21 protein-coding genes, 3 pseudogenes and 1 other annotated feature are annotated in these 19,651 nt (G+C 33.7%); of the genes and pseudogenes, 18 read left to right on the top strand and 6 right to left on the bottom strand.

Features of this window, described 5'->3' with window-relative positions; genetic code table 11:
• Positions 1 to 30 precede the first annotated feature (30 nt).
• The gene (locus CKL_RS12720) at positions 31 to 294 is read left to right on the top strand and encodes a DUF6429 family protein (RefSeq protein WP_012102944.1); all 264 of its coding nucleotides are present in this window, start codon (positions 31 to 33) and stop codon (positions 292 to 294) included.
• A gap of 104 nt (positions 295 to 398) precedes the next feature.
• Here CKL_RS12720 and CKL_RS20885 read toward each other — a convergent pair whose 3' ends face one another.
• The 3 genes and pseudogenes from CKL_RS20885 to CKL_RS12715 form a co-directional block, all read right to left on the bottom strand.
• Positions 399 to 551 (bottom strand): hypothetical protein, encoded by a 153-nt coding sequence (locus CKL_RS20885; protein WP_155814033.1) that lies wholly within the window; start codon positions 549 to 551, stop codon positions 399 to 401.
• Positions 541 to 669 (bottom strand): annotated as a pseudogene (locus tag CKL_RS20380) (transposase); the annotation flags it as partial. The pseudogene CKL_RS20380 and the gene CKL_RS20885, both read right to left, overlap by 11 nt.
• Before the next feature lie 15 nt (positions 670 to 684).
• On the bottom strand, positions 685 to 1,302 hold the full coding sequence (locus tag CKL_RS12715; RefSeq protein WP_012102942.1) for a TetR/AcrR family transcriptional regulator: 618 nt from the start codon (positions 1,300 to 1,302) through the stop codon (positions 685 to 687).
• A gap of 288 nt (positions 1,303 to 1,590) precedes the next feature.
• Here CKL_RS12715 and aiiA point away from each other — a divergent pair, with 288 nt between their 5' ends.
• From aiiA to CKL_RS12690, 5 genes are all read left to right on the top strand, one after another.
• Positions 1,591 to 2,349: a quorum-quenching N-acyl homoserine lactonase AiiA gene (aiiA, locus tag CKL_RS12710; RefSeq protein WP_012102941.1), complete on the top strand. Its 759-nt coding sequence runs from the start codon at positions 1,591 to 1,593 to the stop codon at positions 2,347 to 2,349.
• A gap of 13 nt (positions 2,350 to 2,362) precedes the next feature.
• Positions 2,363 to 2,677 (top strand): hypothetical protein, encoded by a 315-nt coding sequence (locus CKL_RS12705; protein WP_012102940.1) that lies wholly within the window; start codon positions 2,363 to 2,365, stop codon positions 2,675 to 2,677.
• Between the two features lie 160 nt (positions 2,678 to 2,837).
• On the top strand, positions 2,838 to 3,413 hold the full coding sequence (locus CKL_RS12700) for a restriction endonuclease subunit S (RefSeq protein ID WP_012102939.1): 576 nt from the start codon (positions 2,838 to 2,840) through the stop codon (positions 3,411 to 3,413).
• Positions 3,410 to 6,619 carry a type I restriction endonuclease subunit R gene (locus CKL_RS12695; protein ID WP_012102938.1) on the top strand — a complete coding sequence of 1,070 codons (3,210 nt, stop codon included), beginning with the start codon at positions 3,410 to 3,412 and terminating at the stop codon, positions 6,617 to 6,619. Before CKL_RS12700 ends, CKL_RS12695 begins: the two co-directional genes overlap by 4 nt.
• A gap of 74 nt (positions 6,620 to 6,693) precedes the next feature.
• Positions 6,694 to 7,842, top strand: a complete 1,149-nt coding sequence (locus CKL_RS12690; protein WP_012102937.1) for a restriction endonuclease subunit S — start codon at positions 6,694 to 6,696, stop codon at positions 7,840 to 7,842.
• On the opposite strand, the gene CKL_RS12685 is transcribed toward CKL_RS12690, so the two are convergent.
• A complete protein-coding gene (locus tag CKL_RS12685; RefSeq protein WP_012102936.1) occupies positions 7,839 to 8,765 on the bottom strand; it encodes a site-specific integrase in 927 nt (308 codons plus the stop codon). The two genes, CKL_RS12690 and CKL_RS12685, sit on opposite strands and share 4 nt — an antisense overlap.
• 291 nt (positions 8,766 to 9,056) lie before the next feature.
• Here CKL_RS12685 and CKL_RS20880 point away from each other — a divergent pair, with 291 nt between their 5' ends.
• The 6 genes and pseudogenes from CKL_RS20880 to CKL_RS12665 all read left to right on the top strand — a co-directional run bounded on the left by CKL_RS20880 (position 9,057) and on the right by CKL_RS12665 (position 12,991).
• On the top strand, positions 9,057 to 9,221 hold the full coding sequence (locus tag CKL_RS20880) for a hypothetical protein (protein WP_172634764.1): 165 nt from the start codon (positions 9,057 to 9,059) through the stop codon (positions 9,219 to 9,221).
• A gap of 110 nt (positions 9,222 to 9,331) precedes the next feature.
• Positions 9,332 to 9,523, top strand: a pseudogene (locus CKL_RS21590) (DUF6884 domain-containing protein); the annotation flags it as partial.
• Positions 9,524 to 9,696: 173 nt separating this feature from the next.
• Positions 9,697 to 10,437, top strand: coding sequence for a DUF2087 domain-containing protein (locus CKL_RS12680; protein WP_012102935.1), 741 nt, complete (start codon positions 9,697 to 9,699; stop codon positions 10,435 to 10,437).
• Between the two features lie 35 nt (positions 10,438 to 10,472).
• The gene (locus CKL_RS12675; RefSeq protein WP_012102934.1) at positions 10,473 to 10,829 is read left to right on the top strand and encodes a GIY-YIG nuclease family protein; all 357 of its coding nucleotides are present in this window, start codon (positions 10,473 to 10,475) and stop codon (positions 10,827 to 10,829) included.
• An 81-nt stretch (positions 10,830 to 10,910) separates the two neighbouring features.
• Positions 10,911 to 11,246: pseudogene (locus CKL_RS12670) on the top strand (GyrI-like domain-containing protein); the annotation flags it as partial.
• A gap of 106 nt (positions 11,247 to 11,352) precedes the next feature.
• Positions 11,353 to 11,549, top strand: a binding site (T-box leader).
• A gap of 104 nt (positions 11,550 to 11,653) precedes the next feature.
• On the top strand, positions 11,654 to 12,991 hold the full coding sequence (locus CKL_RS12665; protein WP_012102931.1) for an MFS transporter: 1,338 nt from the start codon (positions 11,654 to 11,656) through the stop codon (positions 12,989 to 12,991).
• A 336-nt stretch (positions 12,992 to 13,327) separates the two neighbouring features.
• On the opposite strand, the gene CKL_RS12660 is transcribed toward CKL_RS12665, so the two are convergent.
• Complete coding sequence (locus CKL_RS12660; protein ID WP_012102930.1) at positions 13,328 to 14,038, bottom strand: hypothetical protein; 711 nt, start codon at positions 14,036 to 14,038, stop codon at positions 13,328 to 13,330.
• Complete coding sequence (locus CKL_RS12655) at positions 14,023 to 14,217, bottom strand: hypothetical protein (protein ID WP_012102929.1); 195 nt, start codon at positions 14,215 to 14,217, stop codon at positions 14,023 to 14,025. Before CKL_RS12655 ends, CKL_RS12660 begins: the two co-directional genes overlap by 16 nt.
• A gap of 99 nt (positions 14,218 to 14,316) precedes the next feature.
• On the opposite strand from CKL_RS12655, the gene CKL_RS12650 reads away from it, so the two are divergent.
• The 6 genes from CKL_RS12650 to CKL_RS12635 all read left to right on the top strand — a co-directional run bounded on the left by CKL_RS12650 (position 14,317) and on the right by CKL_RS12635 (position 19,205).
• Positions 14,317 to 14,784, top strand: coding sequence for a MarR family winged helix-turn-helix transcriptional regulator (locus CKL_RS12650; RefSeq protein ID WP_012102928.1), 468 nt, complete (start codon positions 14,317 to 14,319; stop codon positions 14,782 to 14,784).
• Positions 14,785 to 15,137: 353 nt separating this feature from the next.
• Positions 15,138 to 15,308, top strand: coding sequence for a hypothetical protein (locus CKL_RS20370; protein ID WP_012102927.1), 171 nt, complete (start codon positions 15,138 to 15,140; stop codon positions 15,306 to 15,308).
• A 261-nt stretch (positions 15,309 to 15,569) separates the two neighbouring features.
• Entirely contained in the window at positions 15,570 to 16,694 is a 1,125-nt protein-coding gene (locus tag CKL_RS12645) for a radical SAM protein (protein WP_012102926.1), read from the top strand.
• Between the two features lie 30 nt (positions 16,695 to 16,724).
• The gene (locus CKL_RS12640) at positions 16,725 to 17,654 is read left to right on the top strand and encodes a sigma-54-dependent Fis family transcriptional regulator (RefSeq protein WP_012102925.1); all 930 of its coding nucleotides are present in this window, start codon (positions 16,725 to 16,727) and stop codon (positions 17,652 to 17,654) included.
• A gap of 50 nt (positions 17,655 to 17,704) precedes the next feature.
• Positions 17,705 to 17,923, top strand: coding sequence for a helix-turn-helix domain-containing protein (locus tag CKL_RS21815; protein WP_081428018.1), 219 nt, complete (start codon positions 17,705 to 17,707; stop codon positions 17,921 to 17,923).
• Positions 17,924 to 18,224: 301 nt separating this feature from the next.
• Positions 18,225 to 19,205, top strand: a complete 981-nt coding sequence (locus CKL_RS12635) for an alpha/beta hydrolase fold domain-containing protein (protein ID WP_012102924.1) — start codon at positions 18,225 to 18,227, stop codon at positions 19,203 to 19,205.
• The last annotated feature ends 446 nt before the right edge of the window (positions 19,206 to 19,651 follow it).

Genomic DNA, 19,651 nt, shown 5'->3' with positions numbered 1-19,651 from the left:
AATTTCACTACGAAGAGGAGAGATTTTATTATGGATAAGACTAACCCGGAGAAAGCAGTTAAAGAGTTGACCATGCTGTTGATGTATTTAACAAGATTTAAGGAACGTGATTATTTTGGATCAGATCTGGATATGGCTTGGAAGGGATATGATTTCGATATTATTAATGAACTGGATAAGGAAGATTATATCCGGCAGGGGAGCCACCGTTCTAAGTCTGTAGCAATTACAGATGAAGGCATGAAATTATCACGGGAATTATTGGCCAAGTATAATATATCAGATTGGAAGTAGATATATATGGTGTATCATTAATCGGCAAATGAGGGGAATGAGTATGGATTTGTATAAAACCAAATCTATACTTTCCTGTTATATAAAACTAAAAGTATAATACATTAGGGATAGTTCACCACAAACTTTATATCAATTTCTGAGAATTGACATCTGTTGAAAACTTGAATATAGGGTTTATGGCATCCCAGCTTTTTTGACCAGCTGCTCATTGTTCCCGGATATTTATCCTGGCATTTTTCAGCTGCTGCTTTCATTTCCGCCGATCTGGATAGACAGAACTTCCTTCTTCCCTTCATCATTGATGCCGAGAATGATATATGCGGCAAGTTTTTGTATTATATCATTATCTTTAACCGAAAAATGCACAGTCTCTTACACCAAATCTATCTATATTCTCTTGCTTTTTAAGCCCCTAATAAAAATCCGGTCCAAGCCTTGTATGATTCGTTCTGTGGTAAGCCGGGAATTGTTTAAATGAAAATCAAGATCATGAAGTGCTGATAACATGATTTCAACAGTATATGTAATATCAACGTCAGAGATATCTCCATGCTGCTCGGCTTCACTTAACAATGTTCTGCATGTATTGCGCATCCATTGATATAGAGGAGTCTGCATTGGACGATATCCCAATATAGTGCGGCTGACAGCACAAAGCCATGGATTTTTTTCATCTAAAAACGTAACAAATCTCTCTATAACATGATACAGTTTATCTAAAGGTTCGGACTCTAAGTTTTTATTTAAATATTTGTTGAGTTCATTAAATAAAGGCTGACACTCTTCTTTAACAATTTCAATACAAATATCACCTATTTCTTTATACCTGCGATAGAGAGTTGCTTGCCCAACCTCTGCGGCTTTTGCAATCTGATGCATGTTTACACCATCAGTACCTTTATTATCAATAAATAGTTTTCTCGCTTCGAATAAAATTCGTCTTCTGTTTTTATCTTCTCTAGAAAGTTTTGTAGTGGAAGTATCCATTTCTTTTTCTTTACTCACTTAAAGTACCTCCTTTAAAAAATTTTTATTCTTGACAATCGGACAAGTTGTCCGATATAATACAAATATAGAAACGGACAAATTGTCCGTAGGCTATTATAACATAGGCAACATTGAAAAGACAAGAAGCTGGAGGAGGGATTTGTATTAATTAGATCTATTTTATTATTTCATTAATTTGAATAAGAAAATATGAAACACATTGCTTTATATAAACTATGAATTAAAAAGATAGCTCTTTTACTTGCTATCAGGGATATTAAAAGAAAATGAAAGGTGATGTTATTTATGGTAAAAAAATTATATTTTCTGCCTGCTGGTTCTTGTTTTCTTGATCAGTCAGCGGTTAATAAAAATCTTCCATCAGGTAAATTAGTTGAAATGCCAGTATGGTGTTTTTTATTAGAAACAAAGGAGGGCTCTATTTTAGTTGATAGTGGAATGCCAGATTGTTTTGTGAATAATCCAGATTATTATAAAGGAACTCGAAGAGAAGGCAGACTAGTTCCTAATATGACTGAGGCTGACAGAATTGAAAATATCTTAAAAAAAGTTGGATATAGTATCAATGATATTCAGATGGTTGTGAGTTCTCATCTACACTTAGATCATGCTGGAGGAAATGGACATTTTAGAAAAGCACCGATTATTATTCAGAAAACAGAATTCGAAGCTGCTATTGGCAATGATGATTATTCACCTTATGAATGCAGAATATCAGATTTAAATTACAAGTTGATTGAAGGAGATTATGAATTGGCACCAGGTATACAGATTTTTCATACGCCAGGTCATTCACCAGGTCATCAATCAGTACTTGTAAAAACCGAACGAACAGGATATATACTCTTGACTATTGATGTGGCATACAATAAAGAAATTTTTGATAATGATATTCCATTTTTATCGTCAGATACAGAGATGGCTTCAAAGTCAATTAGTAATATGAAAAAACTTGTTCAGGAGATTAAACCAGAGTTCATATTTTTTGGGCATGATGCTGAACAGGCAAAAAACTGGCATACATTATATCCAAATTTCTTATAGGAGAGAATTAGATATGAAAAATAAATCAGTTTCATTATCTTTTTCACTTTCTTCTTCAGAGGCAAGCTGGGTAATGGTAGGCTATAGTATTATAATGGCAGTTGGAGCAGGAACTTATATAGCTGAAAATCAAAATTTCCAGTTATATAAAACTAAAACTAATCTATTTTACACAAATCTATTTATATTCTCGTTTTTCCATTCACTGCGGCTGTGTATCAGATGCGGCATCAATTTGAATAGGCTGTCCCAGGTGCTCTTTTCTTTTTCTCTTGCAGATACGATGTCCTATTTTTTTCTTTTTTGGGCTTTCAGTGCTTTTTATTAAAATTAATGTGTTGGTCAGGCTAAATTATTTCATTAAAGTTAATGCTTAATAGTAAAAATGTAATTTTAAAAAATTACATTTTATAGTTGTAATAAAAATTCTTTTGTGATATGATTACGTCATAGTAAATAAAGTTAATTTTAGAAAGGCACAATATTTTATGAAAAAGTTGAGTGAATTGGTTGAATTAGTAAGTGGATCTCCTCAGTTTAGGATTACTGAAGTGTTTGATGAGAAAACACCGCTTTTTACTTATTATAGTCAAACAGATTTAACAGATGATTTGGTGGGTATTATTTCAAATGGTGTGGACAATAAACAGGTCAGAACCAATGATAAAGTAAATACCTTGTGCCATGGTGATGTGGTGTTTAGTTTAATTACGGGAACTGCAGCCATGGTAAGAAAAGAGTATGAGGGATATCTTTACACGCAAAACTACGTTAAGTTGTTACCTGGCCATAACATTGACTCAAAGTTTTTGGTCTATCTCATTAATGAAAACAAAACCATTAAGAAACAGTTTGTGCTGGGGCTGCAAGGTTCGCAAGTTTTAAAATATACTCTTAAGCAGCTTAAAGAGCTTGAAATACCGAGAATACCTTCCATAGATAAGCAAAAAATTATAGGACAAGTTTATTTTAATCAGTTAAGACTGAAAACACTTAGAAATAGGGCAGCAGAGCTTGAAGCAAAAATCATATTATCCCGGTTAGAGGAGGCAAGTGAGAAATGAATGAAGAGCAATTTGAAACTGAATTAATACAATATATTACCAGTGGAACCATAACTAAACCTGAACACCTGGAAGTAATCAGCGGCTTTACGGTTAGTGAAAAATCTGCTGATTACTGTGTGAAAACAAAGCTGTGGAAGTATGAACCCAAAATTAAAACTACAGATCAGCTTTGGGATAACTTCAAAGAGATTCTTGAGAGGCACAATCAAAATACACTTGATCATCCACTAAGTACTGTGGAATTTAATCAAGTTAAAAAGATTATATCTGATATTCAAACACCATATGAAGCTGGACAATTTTTATATGGACTCAATGGTGTATCGCAAATCGAAATTGATTTGGATGACGGCCGTCACGTGTTTTTAACGGTTTTCGATCAAAAACAGATTGGCGCTGGGGATACGGTATATCAAGTGGTTAATCAAATTGAACGCCCTGCAGTTATCGCTGGGAAACAAAGCCGCCGTTTTGATACTACACTTCTTATTAATGGTTTGCCTATCATACAAATTGAAGAAAAACGTGATACACATGATGTCAATGAAGCGCTGAATCAAATGCATCAATATTCTAAAGAAAACCAATATGGTGATATTTTTTCCACCTTGCAGATATTGGTGGCAATTACGCCAAATAATGTGAAGTATATGGCGAATACCACGCCGGATAAGTTCAATAAGGACTTTGCTTTTAACTGGCAGCGTAAAAGTGATAATATCATTGTTCGCAATTGGAAAGAGTTTGCGGATTCAATGCTAAGTATTCCAATGGCACATCAGATGGCTACTAATTATATGATTTTGGATGGCACAAAAAACAAACAAATGTTAAAAGTAATGCGTCCATATCAGGTATACGCCACTCAGAATGTAATTGAAAAATTAAAGAAAGTTGATTTTGAACTGGGTACAAATAAAGTAGGTTATGTTTGGCATACCACTGGTTCCGGTAAAACTATAACCAGTTTTAAAACAGCATGGCTTGCAAGCCGCATGCCGAAAGTTGACAAAGTTGTCTTCGTAGTGGATAGAATTGCTTTAACGAAACAAACAAATGAAAATTACAGGGCCTATGATCCGGATGCTGGTGAAGATATGATTGGAAGTGTTCAAGATACCAATAATACTACTGATTTAAGCCGTAAACTAAAGAGTAAAGATAATGGTATCATTGTTACTTCTGTTCAAAAACTTGATACTTTAGTGAAACGTAAATCATTTAAATCACCTGATAAAAATGTTGTATTTATTGTGGATGAGGCACACCGTTCAACTGGAGGCGAAAGTTTTGCAAAGATACAAAAGGCTTTTAGAAAATCCGCCTGGGTTGGTTATACAGGGACACCCATGTTTGATGAAACTACCAGCGGTTTGCGAACTGAAGACATTTTTGGACCGCTGCTACATGCCTATACTATTCGTGAAGCAATTGCAGACAGAAATGTTTTAGGTTTTAAAGTGGATTTTGAAACAACCATTGATGAAGAGCAAATGAAAACCAAATATCTGCCAAATTTTTACCGGGAACGCTATCCGAAATGGACTGAACAGCAAATTAAAGATAAGATCAATAATCTAAGTCAGGAAGATATGGATGATGCGGTTGAACCAAGTTTCTATGACGAAAATCCGGATCACATCAAATTAGTAGTTGAAGATATTTTCAAGAACTGGCGAAATCGCTCAAACGAAGGTAAGTATAATGCACTTTTTACCACTCATGTTGGCGGCGGGAAAGCCAGTACGCCAATGGCAATGATGTATTTCAATGAATTTCAGCGAGTAAATGATGAGAATAAGAAGAATGGTGGACAAACATTAAAAGTAGCAGTTACATTTAGCCAGAACTCATCCAATAATGATAGCATGCTTGCCACCAATCAAGGTTTATATGATGCTATAAAGGCCTATAACAAAGAATTTGGTACAAGTTTTGGCATGGATGATGTAGCTGGATATACACAGGATGTTACTAGTCGTTTGAATAAAACTGCTACGGACAAGAACTTCCTGGATATTGTGATTGTGGTAGATCAGCTTTTGACTGGATTTGATGCACCGGAACTTAATACCCTTTATGTAGATAGAACACTTAAAGGGGCCGGACTTATTCAAGCCTATTCAAGGACAAACCGTATTGCTGACATGCAGGAAAAACCCTGGGGGCGTATTGTAAACTATCGCTGGCCTGCTCAAAATGAGAAGCTGATGAATGAAGCTCTGGCAATTTATGCCAATAAAGATTCAGCAATTTTATCAGAAAATGAGCAGCGTAAATCCAATCAAAAAGATGGTATTATCGCTAAAACTTTTGAGGATGAGTTTAATGAAGTCAAAGAGGTTGCTCAGAAATTAGGCAGTTTAACTAATAAGTTCCAGCAATTGCCGCCTTCTGAAAAGCAAAAAGAATATATGTTTGATTTGCTGCGTGATTATAATGCCGGTATGGCTAAATTAAAACAATATACCTCTGAAGAAGTTGATGGAAATACAGTAGGTTTCAACTACGACAATCCTGATGAATTAGTTGAAAAATTAGGCATGACAGGTGCTCAAGAAACCATGCTTACCACAGTTTTAACCAATGAGCTTAAACAGTATATGTCAAAGAAAAAGAAAATTCCTTTTTATCAAATTGAGTTGAAAATGACCCATGTCAAAGATGTGAAAATAGATTATGATTATCTAACTGAATTGGTGGAACAATTATTAAACCAGGTGCATGAGGGCAAGAGCCAGGAGGCGCAAGCTACGAAAGAGAAAATTGATCAATTTGCCACTGGCTTGGAAGACAGAAATTATGCTGTAAAGGTTATGAATGCAGCAATTGCTATTATCAAAGGGCATTTTCCAACCGAGGGCTTTAATCTTAAATATCCAGTAAAATTGAGAGATAGTGAGCAAATTATTCAGGCGGCCAACAATGTCAGCCTTGATAGAATGTTCCTGGATTTTCGGGTGAAGTGGGGAATTACAGACATTATCACAAGTGCCCAGATGCGTGAATTATTTAGTCATCATCGTTATGGTATACAGGATTTAGATGATACCGGTCAAATCCGGGATATAATTGCCAAAGCAAGCAGGGATTATAAGACGTTGGCACATGATGAAAAGATACAATCTTTGTCTAAAATCAAGTATCGTAATGGTTTGCGTAAAGCCATTTATGAATTGGCTGATGAGCATGCTGAAAGCTAATTTATATCTAATAAAACTTTAAAATTAATTATTAAACTGCTAATTATCAATTGACAGTTAAGATAGGAGATAAAATGGATAAAAATAAAGCTAATGTACCTAAAATAAGATTTCCAGGATTTACCGACCCTTGGGAACAGCGTAAGTTAAAAGATGTGGCATATTATATAAGGGGATCATTTCCTCAACCTTATACAAACCCAGACTTTTATGATGAAGAAAATGGAAAACCATTTGTTCAAGTTGCAGATATTGGATTTGATTTGAGATTAAATCCTGATACAAAAGCACATATCAGCAAAATAGCTGAGCCTAAAAGTCGATTTGTTGAAGCTGGAAAGATAGTAGTTGCTTTACAAGGAAGCATTGAGAAAAGTATTGGCAGAACGGCTATTACACAATACGACGCTTATTTTGATCGCACAATATTAATTTTTGAAGAATATAAATTCCCCATAGATAAACAATATTTTGCACAAGTAATTAAGAAACTATTTGAGATAGAAAAGGAAAGAGCGTGGGGAGCAACTATTAGCACAATTACAAAAGAACATTTAAATGATTTTATAATTGGCGTACCCAAAATTGAAGAACAGAATAAAATCGGTTTGTTTTTTCGTAATCTTGACAACCTTATCACCCTTCATCAGCGTAAGTTAAATCACCTGAAGGATGAGAAGAAAGGTTTGTTACAAAAAATGTTCCCGAAAAAAGGTGAGAATTTTCCAGAACTTCGTTTTCCGGGATTTACTGACCCTTGGGAACAGCGTAAGTTAAAAAATATAGTTGATGTTAAAAGCGGGAGAGACTATAAGCACCTTTCAGAGGGTAAAATTCCAGTCTATGGAACTGGTGGATATATGCTAAGTGTGAATGAAGCTTTATCATATAAAGAAGATGCGATAGGTATTGGGAGAAAAGGTACAATTGATAAACCATACATATTGAGAGCACCTTTTTGGACTGTGGATACCTTATTTTATGCGGTTCCTGAGAATAATAATAATTTAAATTTTGTTTATGATATTTTTCAAAATATAAAATGGAAACAAAAAGATGAATCAACAGGTGTGCCAAGTTTATCCAAAACTGCTATTAATAATGTAGATGTTTTGATACCTGATTATAAGGAACAGAAACAAATAGGTGACTTTTTCCAAGATATTGACAACCTTATCACCCTTCATCAGCGTGAGTCATTTTTGATAATGATTCCTGGTTAACTTAATCCTGACAATGAACGCATAACCAAATCTACATCTTTATTTTCAAGTTCCTGAATAATGTGTAAATAGGTTTTTTGGGTTGTTGTCATACTAGCATGACCTAACCTTCTGGCAACACTTGCAATTGATACACCAGCAAATAACAAAAGAGAGGCATGGGTGTGCCGTAATCCGTGAATTGAAATTACTGGAATTTTTGCATTTTTACAGCGTCTTGTTAATATGCCATTGACAGTTGAATTATATACTTTGTTTTCTGTAAATATAGGGCTGCCTTCCGGCAATCCATTTAGTAATTCAGAAAACTGAATTACTGTTTGCCAGTCTATTTGTACTTTTCGTACAGAAGATTGATTTTTTGTTGGAAGAAAGCCGCCACTTCCTTTATAATCCCATGTTTTACTGATTGAAAGAATCTGATGTGAAAAATCAAAATCTTTGGGTGTAAGCGCTAATGCTTCTGAAAATCGCATTCCGGTTTTTGCAACTAATAGTATAAACCAATCCCAGCTTACTTCAGGCTTTAAATCAAGATTGCTTAATAGAGTATGCAGCTCAAACTGATTCAGGTACTTTGTTTTTTTATCTCTTGGAGTTTTTCCTTTGATTATTGCTTTTCGCGTAGGATCCCTATCAATTAGACCTTCATCCACTGCATCCAAAATTGCAGCTTTTAATTGATGATGAAAATCCATTGTTGTTTGACGTTCATGCCATGCAGCATAGTTATTAAGTAATTGCTGGTAAGTTATACGATTCAAATCGCAAATTATAAGTTTTGGAATAAGTTTTTCAAGCCATTTTTTCGTCATAAGGTATTTATCCATAGTCACTTTCCTTATAGCACCATCTTTGTAGACTGTAATCCATTGCCCATAATATTGGTAAAATAAATCAGTTCTTTTTACTTTTTCTAACATTATTAATTCCTCCTTTGATTTATGGAAAATTACCTCACGCTGATCATTTAAATGAGATGTTGCTTGCTTAATTTTTTATGAAATAATTAGTGTGCGCATAAATCAATAATTGGGAAAACACACCTATTTTTTAGTATAACCATATGTTGGAATTTAGTAATTAGTATTTTTACCTCATTATTATTTTTAATAGGTATCTTATGCTAAGTTTGGGGTTCTGCATCTAATGCTGGCTACACTAAGGGAAGCAAGTAAAAGAGAAATAGTGAAGAACCATAGCCTTGCTTAACGGTGCTTTTTTTAACCTACAGCAATCGGGAAATTGAGCAGTTAAAAAGCAGAATAGAAGAGCAGGAATGTGTAAAAATGAGTTCGACAAAACTGCTGAAGCCCTGCATTCATCCAGGCTGTCCCAAACTTACAGAAGAAAGATACTGTCAGGATTGTTGCAGATAGGGGAATGGATAAGGTTGATGATACTATGAAAATCGCTCTAATTTCTTGTGCAAGCAGGAAAAAAATATAAATGTAACGCATCAGAACTTTATTGAAAGAGTCCAAGGTTTGCTCTTGCATACGAATACGCAAAGAAAAACAGTGATGAAGTATATATTTTATCAGCTAAGTATGGCTTGATTTCTGAAAATGGAATAATAGAATCTTATAATGATACTCTTAGAGATAAATCCATATCTGAAAGAAAAGAATGGTCCTCAAAGGTTTTGGAGGATTTACAAAGTAAATTTGGGAAACGATGATATACTGCATAAGACAGAAAGAGGAAAAAGTTCAACTATAAAAAATTGAAGGTAATGTGTCTAATGAGGCTAAAAAATAGCTGGGGGAGTGGGTAAGTATGCTGTGGTTGACAAAATAAATAAACAATTTTATAATGTGTTTATAAAAATAACAAACCAAAGGGGCAATATATTTGGATGTTGATAAACTTACTATAGAAGAACTTAAGAACGGATATAGATTTGATATAGATACTAATTCTTACATTTGCAATAATTGCGGAAAGAGATTTGAAGTTGGTGAAATTTATTCTTTTGCTGGTAGATTTTTTGAAGCATCTCGTGCCATCAAAGTACATTTAAGTACGGAACATGGGAACTACTTAAAGCAATTACTTTATTCAGAATCTAAGTATAATACACTCACAGATAATCAGAAAGAACTATTATTTTTGATATATTCGGATATGTCAGATAAAGAAATTGCAAAAATACTTGATATTTCTCCTTCTACAGTAAGACATCAAAGGTTTATGCTTCGTGAAAAGGCAAAACAGGCAAAGATGTATTTGGCAATCTATGAGCAGGCAATTGAAAAGAAGTCCTCAATGGATGAGGCTATAGTACCTATTCATAATGATGCAACTATGGTTGATGATCGATATGTTATTACTGAAAAAGAGCAAATATTAAAAACTGTATTTGAAAATCTATCTCCCTTAAGACTAAAAACATTCCCCAGGAAAGAGAAGAATAAAATTGTTGTTTTGACAAAAATAACGGAACAGCTGGAACATGGAAAACACTATATGGAAAAAGAGTTAAATCAAATATTGAAGGAGATTTATGGCGATTATGCGGTGATTAAACGTTACCTGGTTGATTATGGATTTATGGAAAGAACTGATGATTGTAAAGAATATTGGCTGAAATAAGATAAAAACCAATTATTGGAAAGGGATGATAGCTTATGAATAGAAGAAAAGAGCTTAAAGAACTGTATAAAGCTATGAAATCAGATATGGGGATATTTATTATTAAGTCTAACTTTAATGATAAGTGCTATATAGAAGTAACCCAAGATCTGAAAGGTACAATAAACAGCACAAAATTTAAATTAGAATTAGGAAATCATCCTAACAAAGAACTTCAAAAGGACTGGAAGGAACATGGAGAGTCAAATTTCACAATTGAGATACTGAAGAAGCTTAAATATGATAAGGATGAAACAAAAGTTGATTACAGCGAAGAACTAAATATATTAAAATTGATCTGGGAGGATAGTTTGTCCAAAAAAGGCATGGAATTTTATAAAAGACAAATTTAATTTCAGTTGACTAGGAAGCCAGATAAGGAAAATACTGTAAATAGTGTATTGTAAAATATACTAACAAGAAAAAATGTTCATATAGGGATTATTAGTGCATCTACCAACTTCTCGGAAGGAAGAATGGGAGAAAAGGGTAAGCTGGATCATTACATCGGTGTAGTAACTTCAAATGATGAAACATCAGAATTCCATGTGTTGAAAATAGAAGCAAGTACCTGGGCAGTTTTCGAATCAATTGGACCATTTCCGGAAACACTTCAAAATATATGGGGAAGGATATACTCAGAGTGGTTTCCATCTTCAAGATATGAGGCAGTTGAGGGCCCTGAAATTTTGTGGAATGAGAGCCCAGATACTGGAAATCCAAAGTATCGAAGCGAAATCTGGATTCCAGTAAAGAAAAAAGACTATTAATTGCATCAATGTTTATGATTGATGCACTCCTACGGTTACACTGATTCATCAAATCTAAATCTTGACAATATATAAGATTAGTACTATAATTTAGAAAAAATTAAATTTAAAAACTATGACAGGAATCAAGTAAATATATGATATTTAAAGAGAGTGATGTTTGATGTAAATTCACAATACTCATGTATTGAAAACTCGTCCTTGAGTTATTGGTTGAAATACAAGTAGACTGTATCGGATGAATCCGTTATTTTATAAAGAAAAAAATTTGGATGGTACCGCGATAGACCTTTCGCCCCATGGGAAGGTCTATTTTTTATGCTTGTTTTTAGAAAATAATTTTTACTGGCCAGTGAAATTATATATTAAAAATATTAAATTTTTGTTTACTAAATGGAGGTATCTTAATGGAAGAAGTCAATTATACTTCTGAAAAAATGGATTATGTTCCAATATCCAAATTACACTATAAAATTTTATGGCTCATCGGTCTTGGAATATTTTTAGATGGATTTGATGTATATCTGGCAGGTGGAGTTTTAGGTGTGCTGTTAAAAAGTGGATGGTCAAGCATAAGCTTGAATGCTGCTTTTATTTCTGTAACTTTTTTAGGGCTTTTGATAGGGTCACTTATCACTGGATTTTTAGGAGACAGTTTTGGACGTAAATTTTCTTATCAGCTGAACCTTTTGATATTTGGTGGAGCATCCCTTGTAGCTGCATTTTCCCCCAATATGATTTTTTTAATAGTCTGCAGGGGAATAATGGGAATTGGACTCGGTGCTGAAATTGTTACAGGATATGCATTACTTGCAGAATTTGTGCCTTCAAAAACCAGGGGAAAGTGGGTGTCCATGCTTTCCCTTATAACAAACGTTTCTACACCGGCGGCTGCATTTCTAGGATATCTTATAATACCACGGTTTGGCTGGAGATGGATGTTTGTATTTGTAGGTGTATTTTCCGTAATTGTATGGTATATGAGAAAAAGTATGCCTGAATCTCCAAGATGGTATGAATCCAAAGGAATGGAAGAAAATGCACAGCATGTTGTGAATATATTTTACCATGAAGCAGAAAAGGAAGCTGATAATTCCATAGCACAACCTAATGTCATAAGGAAGGAACATGATAAAGAATCGGGGAAGTTTAGTGATTTATTCAGTAAAAATATGATCTCGAGAACTATTGTAGGTTGTGTAGTACTGATTGCCATAAATACTTTAATATATACTTTTGTAAGCTGGGCACCTACATTTTTCCTGAGAAAAGGCATAAATGTGTCTAAATCATTGGGATATACAACCATAATGATGATAGGTGCACCTCTTGGAGCATTAATTGGGAGTTTTATTGTGAATAAATTGGGGCGTAAATGGTGCCTTACTGCATTTATGCTTGCAGCAGGAATACTTGGATATGCATATGCTTCACAAAATACTATGGCTGTAATACTGACTATGGGTTTTTTCCTCACTGTAATTATATATATACTTCTTACACTTGGCCTTGCCATTTATGTTCCGGAATTGTTCCCCACAGATATAAGACTTAGAGGATCGGGGTTTTGTAATGCAGTAGGAAGGCTGGCAACTATATTCAGCTCTTATGGAGTAGCATGGATGCTTAAAAACTATGATACCAGAACTGTTTTTATAGTACTTGGATGTATACTTGTAATAGTGGCATTTATTATTGCTGTGTTAGGAGTTGAAACAAAACAAAAATCCCTGGATGAAATTTAAGTGCCTGAGTTTTGAAAGCATTGATTTTAATAATTCATTTTGTCCGGTTAGTATGTATTAGAATAATAATATAGAAATATATGTTAACTCTCAGAAAAGTCCTGGGGTCCTTTATAACCCAAAAAATAATAAATGAAAGCTTCTGAGGGGATTACCTTGGGAGTTTTTAATCTGTCAGGTGAATAATGATATAATTTATTTATCTGACAGATCAAAAAAGGGGGACATTGTATGCTTATAAAATTGCTGGATTTAGAACTGCAGAGACGGAGCGTAATTTTGAATGCGGCATTGAGAGAGTTTGTGCTAAATGGCTATGAAAATGCTTTGATTTAACTAAATCGTTTTTTTATATGTGTAAATATTATCTATTGATTTAAAATTTTTGAATATTATCCACAAAATCATAATAAATATCAGAGTAAATAATGGGAAAAGAGTTAGTTCAATCGGCGAAACTGAAACACCACTAATTGCCATGGAAATAGCCATCACATCAATAGCTAACAGTAATGTTATGCCCTTAATGATAATGATTGGGGCAAGCAAGTAACCTAAACTTTTCTTTCGCAATAGCAAAACACCACTTACTACAGTCACTGGAAGGACAATTCCTAAGTCCATTGCTTGAATAACGAAAGTAGTATAATGCTCCAAACCATTCACAGTATCATTACCAATGGTAGGAACTATTCTGCCTAACCACATCAAACTTATAATAATGCCGATAACGATGATGAAAATTCCAACAGGCTTACTGGGCATGGCGGCTGAAAAGCATTTCTCCAAATTCTGCAGTTTCTGTGAAGTAATATTGATTATAAAGGCAAAAAGCGACAGTGACATCAGTAACACATAAATCAGAAAGAAATTGTTGTATATTGCTAAAAACGAATAGTTCATATAGGTGTATAGAAAATAACCTAATGTTCCTGCCAACAACAATTTTCCTTTGAGGGACCTTTTGTTCAGAATCAACGAAACCAGCAGTAGGGGAATGGCAAAGACCAGTGTAACTACGTCTTGAGCTCTTACTTGTGTTGCCATAGATACTGATTCATTATGATATAATCCTTTTCCATAAAGCGTGACGGTTTCATTATTAATAGTTTGAATTGTTTGATTTTCATTGATAACATTATTTGAAAAAAACCATATGCAGAAGCAATTGCTGCCAGGATGATAATGAAAATCACCAGTAAATTGCTTGTTTTATTCATCTTCATTGCAGTCCTCCTTGATGCATGACATCAAATATAGTAACTAGTTACTATAATGTAAATAGATATAATGGATAAGTTATTGTTAATGGAAGGGAAAACGTTATGCAGATTGATGATATGATTAAAAATTATAGTGGTAAGCGAGAAAAAGAAACACGTGGTATCTTTGCGAGTATATTTATTTTGCAAAATCGTCTGCAAGCAATTTTTGATAAAGCCGATCCATTTCTCACACTGAAACAATTTATGCTGCTTGTGATGATAAAACATACAACTGGTAAAACCACCTTTACTCACTTGGGGAAATTGTCAGGTTCCTCCAGGCAAAATATAAAGAAGCTGGCTGCATCACTGGAGAAAAAAGGTTTTGTAACCATTCGGAAAAATCCTGTTAATAAGCGAAATACCTCAATTCAGCTAACGGAAAAAGGTGATAGCTATTTTGAGGAAGTTTTTTATTTTCACAATGAAAAACTTAATAGTTTGTTTCATGAGTATTCTGATGAAGAAATCCATTTGTTTTACACTATGATTACCAAGTTGTATGCAGGTGTTGATAGTCAAGAGTAAAAGTATAAATAAAGCATTCCCATTGGATAAAAATATTCTGCAATAAGGGGTACATCTTGAGGCAGCCATTGATTATAGAAATGATATGTTAATGGTTGAGATGTTAGAATATATAATGAAAAAAACTCCAGTTTAAAATTTAATATTAGCAATCAATACATAAACAAATAATTATAAAACAGCAGTAGTATTTGAGTATATAGTAAGGGTTGTTAATGAATAATATGTATAAATTATTTGTTACAATTCTTTATCAAAAGGAGCGTCCATATGCTTGTGTAAAATAAGATAGATATGATAAAATTTATTAAGCTATAATATAATAAAAGTATTATTTGTTGGAGGGAATTATTATGGAAAAAATAAATCAACAAAATGGCTTATATGAACAATTCCTAAAATATTCATATTGGGATTTAAAAGAATTATTTAAAAAGGCAAAAACAAAGGAAGAACAAGATTTTTATATGAATCTATCAAATATGGTATTACAAAAAGAGCAAAAAAGGACAATAAGTAAATAGAGATGCCTGGCTGTGATGAAACTAATATATATGATAATACAAAACAAATTGAGGAAATAGCTTATTTGATTAATGGAACTATTAAATGGAAAAGTAAAAATATGCCTAAATGGATTAGAAAAATTCTAAAGTGAAACTAGCTTGGTATGTTGATATTGAGCTGGTTTTTATGTAGTTATGAATTATATTGGAATTGATAATTGCCATACAGTAAAAGAAAGAATTAGAGTTGTGAAAGACAGACTTATAGGAGGATATATTATGAAAATTTCAAAGAAAGATGCACTGAAATGGTTTGAATTTTTTTCAACACTGCCTGAGGAAGAAGAAATTATGACAAAACAGCAGGAGATTGTTTACTCTGCCTTTGCACAAATTGAGGCAGCCATTGATCATAGAAATAATATGTTAATGTCAGAAATTAAAGGTTTGAAAACCTTGAAGAATAGAACTTTTTTTGTGGGAAATGAAAGTAAATTTCCCCAGGGGTGCCGTTCCTGTCTGCTGGGTACTGGTCTGAATGCAATCAGGAAAACCAATAAGTGTAACATGGAGTGCAAGTTCTGTTATGATTATGGAGAGCTGGAAGATATTCCTCCAATTGGCGAAGGTATGTGGGAAATTGGAGGCACAAGATTTTATGACAAGGATATTGATTTGCTTCTTTCCATTCAGAAGAAACCCACTGGCATTTGCTATGTTTATTTAGAGCCGTTTATGGAAATTGAAAAATACTATCCGGTAATAAGGAAATTTAGTGATGCTCAAGTTCATCAACATCTGTATACAAATGGCATTTTAGCTACAGAGGAAACATTGAAAGCATTAGGTGAAGCCGGCCTTGACGAGATACGTTTCAACCTGGGTGCTTCTGAGTGTTCGGACAAGGTGATTGAAAATATCGGAACAGCGAAAAAATATATTAAAAGTGTAGGTATTGAAACCCCAATGACTCCCGAGTTTTTCGAAATTTTTTTTGAGAAAAAGCAGGCCATCTTGGATACAAAACTTGATTTTATCAATTGTGCAGAATTACATTTAAATGAGAATAACATAAACAATTATTATGGGGAAGACATGTATATTTCCAGGCAGGGCTACATATCTCCAATTTGGAGCAGAGAATTAACTCTGAAATTCATGAAAACAGCCGATGAAGAAAAGTGGGATTTAGTGGTTCATGATTGCTCGAACTATACAAAATTTGCCAGAGACTTGAACCTGAGCAGCAAGGAGGGTAAATGGTTCGGAGCCAGCAATTATGCCTGTGAGTTTTCCAGGATTCCATATGAAGCATTTTTACCAATACTGGGTGATGACAATTTCAAGTTTTTAAGTGAAGAAGAATTGCCCGAGGGCTATAAACCGGGAAAGATGATTTTTTAGAGGGGCTTGTCATTAAGAGGAGGATGCAATGTGAAACCTATTTTAATTATTGCTCCACATTTTAAAATTGAATATACAGCTAAAAAAGTAGCTGACCGTTATAATGATGTGGATGTAAAACTGGCATTATTGAATCAATCAATTAAAATAGCCAGATTGGCGGAAAAAGAAGGCGTAGGGGCTATAATATCAAGGGGAGGCACTGCTTCTATTATTGAAAATACTGTTCAATCGGTACCTGTAATTAAAATGGAGGTTTCACCCTATGATTTGATAAATGCTGTGTATACCGCCAAAAAATATGGATCAAATATTTTTATTATTGGATTTCAAAATATTATTGAAGGAGTTGGCTTATTAAGAAAAATTTTAAATGTAAATATACATATTTATTATATCAACGATGAGCACGATGGAGAAAGATACATAAAAAATTTAATTAATTCCGGTGAAAAAATAGATGTGATTCTTGGAGGAACGGTTGCTGAAAATCTGGCTTTGAAATATAATATTCCCACTGTTTTATTAGAAACAAGTGCTGTAACAGTGGATTCCAGCATTAAAGAAGCTAGAAGAATTATAAAAAGTACACGCAAAGAAAAACAAAAAACGGAGCAATTTAAAGCGATTTTAAATTATATCAGTGAAGGCGTAGTTTCTATAGATTATACTAAAAGAGTTATTACTTTTAATTCTGCCGTCAGTAAAATGCTGGGTATTCCCATTGAAAAGGCTCTTGGACATCCAGTTGATGAATTAATACCGAATACCATGCTTCCTGAAGTTTTAAATCAAACCGAGTCTGAACTAGGGCAGCTGTTCCAAATTGGAAAAACCCAGATTGTCACTAACAGGGTACCTGTAATTATAAATAACAAAACAATTGGGGCTGTAGAAACATTTCAGCATATAACTAAAATTCAAGAGTACGAGGAAAAAATCAGTGAAAATCTCAAATAATGCTTTAGATAAACTGCAGCATTAGCATTGGCCTGGAAATATAATACAGTATAATAACTGATGAGGCTATAGAAAAAATAATAAATGAAAAGTTAGAAGGTAAAAATTACAAATACGAAGAAAACAATTGTGATCATACCGATAACCTGGAGAAAGTTAAGAAAAGACATATTTATAAAGTTTTAAATGAATGCAGGGGGAATTGGACTTTGGCAGCCAGCAGGCTGGGAATTAGCCGTACACAATTTTGGTGTATCAGGAAAAAATAAAGTGGAAACAGAAGAAATAGTTATCTGCAAGGAAAGTTTGCAATTAAAATAAGCAAACTTTCCTCTTTCCTTTCATCGAATATTTGCGCAATATCTAGAATGTCTAATATTAGACATAATATTTTTTTTGAGGCTTACTAGCTATTCATGATGAGTATATAATTGTGTTTGCAGATTTGCATTTACAAAATATTGAACAGTGGTATATTTAGGACTAAAAGGGTTTCTTTGATCATATTTTAGTATACAGTTATAAAAATTAGTAAACAAACTTGTAAATCTTAGAAAGGAAAATGTCATTATGAAAAGAGTCTGGAAAAAAATTTTGATCTTACTGGGAGTTATCGTAGTGCTTATGTTGGGATTGACAGTTTATTCCCACGTCCGCTATGATCGAAGCGTTAGCTCAACGATCGTTAAACGGATTTTGTGGACAATGAAAGATGTCAAAACAACTAAACAAGCGGAAACTGAGTTATTAAAAAAGAAGAAAGCTGGCGAAAAACCTTACAGAATCGATTCAGGTATGAAATTCGATGTGCCACTCAACAAGTCTGATTTCATGGGAATGGATTGTTATAGTTTAAACGAGAAGAAAAATACTGGAACCGTAATTCTATATATTCATGGTGGAGGTTATGTGAATCAACCGCTCATTCAACATTGGCAAATGTTAAATAAAGTCGCAAAAACTACAAATGCAAAAATTGTTGTTCCCATCTACCCATTGGCACCTTTTGCCACATATAAAGAGTCATATCACCTTTTGGATGCATTATATCGATCATTGTTGTCTGACAAAAAAACTAGAAAAGTAGTATTGATGGGCGACTCAGCTGGAGAAGGATTGGCATTGGGCTTAAGTGAAACATTCAAGGAAAAAAACATTTCACAACCAGATGCTTTGGTTTTGCTTTCTCCTTGGGTAGATGTGACAATGTCCAATCCTGATATTGAGAAATATCAAGATATTGACCCTATGCTGGATCGAAAATCCTTGATTGTTTATGGAAAATATTGGGCGGCAGATTCAGAACCGAAAAACTATCAGGTAAGCCCGCTATATGGTGATCTGTCAGGTTTAAAGAATGTCACGATTTTCGTGGGTACCAGAGAGCAATTTTATCCAGACATTATGAAATTAGACCATAAATTAAAAGAAGCGGGAGTCAAAACTACCTTGTATAAAGGGATTGGACAGAATCATGTTTATCCGTGCATTCCCACCAGTGAAGGTAGGAATGCTGTTAAGACTATAGAAACTCTCATTCAGAAATTTTAAATGGATGAGCAAAGGGAGCAATTTTCTATGATCAAAATTGTCATTGATTGATCATGCGTTACCAAATAGGTACCTCGAAAAGTTTGGTATAACTATAATTACCTTGAACGTTTCAATTAATGGATAATTTGGTGATTCAATCTATTTTCAATTGTCATCCGGAAACCTGTATGAAAGTATACAAGCTGTAGATGTTCTTTTCTGGCTTTTGTTTTACTTATATATTATATGCCTTGGAACTAAAAAATTACAATTTCGGGTTTAGAAAAATCTATATTTTGCAAATTAGTATAATTTGTCTAAATATAGACAAAATCTTTTATTTGATTCTTGATAAAATTTGTGGCTACTTCTATTATTAAAAGAAATAGGCTGTTGTCTATAAATTTGCAGGCGCATGAAAAATAGTTGCTTTTTTATTGATGAAAGCAGGAAATGGAAATAGA

Source organism: Clostridium kluyveri DSM 555, from assembly GCF_000016505.1.
GTDB lineage: Bacteria > Bacillota > Clostridia > Clostridiales > Clostridiaceae > Clostridium_B > Clostridium_B kluyveri.
Note: the sequence above shows the minus strand (reverse complement) of the source record. Positions and strands in the feature narration are given on the sequence as shown.

Excerpts from the sequence above, each read along its gene's own strand:
- CKL_RS12635 (WP_012102924.1), top strand. The coding sequence starts at position 18,225 with ATGAAAAGAGTCTGGAAAAAAATTTTGATCTTACTGGGAGTTATCGTA.
- CKL_RS12665 (WP_012102931.1), top strand. The coding sequence starts at position 11,654 with ATGGAAGAAGTCAATTATACTTCTGAAAAAATGGATTATGTTCCAATA.
- CKL_RS12690 (WP_012102937.1), top strand. The coding sequence starts at position 6,694 with ATGGATAAAAATAAAGCTAATGTACCTAAAATAAGATTTCCAGGATTT.
- CKL_RS20370 (WP_012102927.1), top strand. The coding sequence starts at position 15,138 with ATGGAAAAAATAAATCAACAAAATGGCTTATATGAACAATTCCTAAAA.
- aiiA (WP_012102941.1), top strand. The coding sequence starts at position 1,591 with ATGGTAAAAAAATTATATTTTCTGCCTGCTGGTTCTTGTTTTCTTGAT.
- CKL_RS12695 (WP_012102938.1), top strand. The coding sequence starts at position 3,410 with ATGAATGAAGAGCAATTTGAAACTGAATTAATACAATATATTACCAGT.
- CKL_RS12660 (WP_012102930.1), bottom strand. The coding sequence starts at position 14,038 with ATGGCAACACAAGTAAGAGCTCAAGACGTAGTTACACTGGTCTTTGCC.
- CKL_RS12700 (WP_012102939.1), top strand. The coding sequence starts at position 2,838 with ATGAAAAAGTTGAGTGAATTGGTTGAATTAGTAAGTGGATCTCCTCAG.
- CKL_RS12655 (WP_012102929.1), bottom strand. The coding sequence starts at position 14,217 with ATGAAGATGAATAAAACAAGCAATTTACTGGTGATTTTCATTATCATC.
- CKL_RS12650 (WP_012102928.1), top strand. The coding sequence starts at position 14,317 with ATGCAGATTGATGATATGATTAAAAATTATAGTGGTAAGCGAGAAAAA.
- CKL_RS20885 (WP_155814033.1), bottom strand. The coding sequence starts at position 551 with ATGAAAGCAGCAGCTGAAAAATGCCAGGATAAATATCCGGGAACAATG.
- CKL_RS12720 (WP_012102944.1), top strand. The coding sequence starts at position 31 with ATGGATAAGACTAACCCGGAGAAAGCAGTTAAAGAGTTGACCATGCTG.
- CKL_RS12705 (WP_012102940.1), top strand. The coding sequence starts at position 2,363 with ATGAAAAATAAATCAGTTTCATTATCTTTTTCACTTTCTTCTTCAGAG.
- CKL_RS12675 (WP_012102934.1), top strand. The coding sequence starts at position 10,473 with ATGAATAGAAGAAAAGAGCTTAAAGAACTGTATAAAGCTATGAAATCA.
- CKL_RS12685 (WP_012102936.1), bottom strand. The coding sequence starts at position 8,765 with ATGTTAGAAAAAGTAAAAAGAACTGATTTATTTTACCAATATTATGGG.
- CKL_RS12645 (WP_012102926.1), top strand. The coding sequence starts at position 15,570 with ATGAAAATTTCAAAGAAAGATGCACTGAAATGGTTTGAATTTTTTTCA.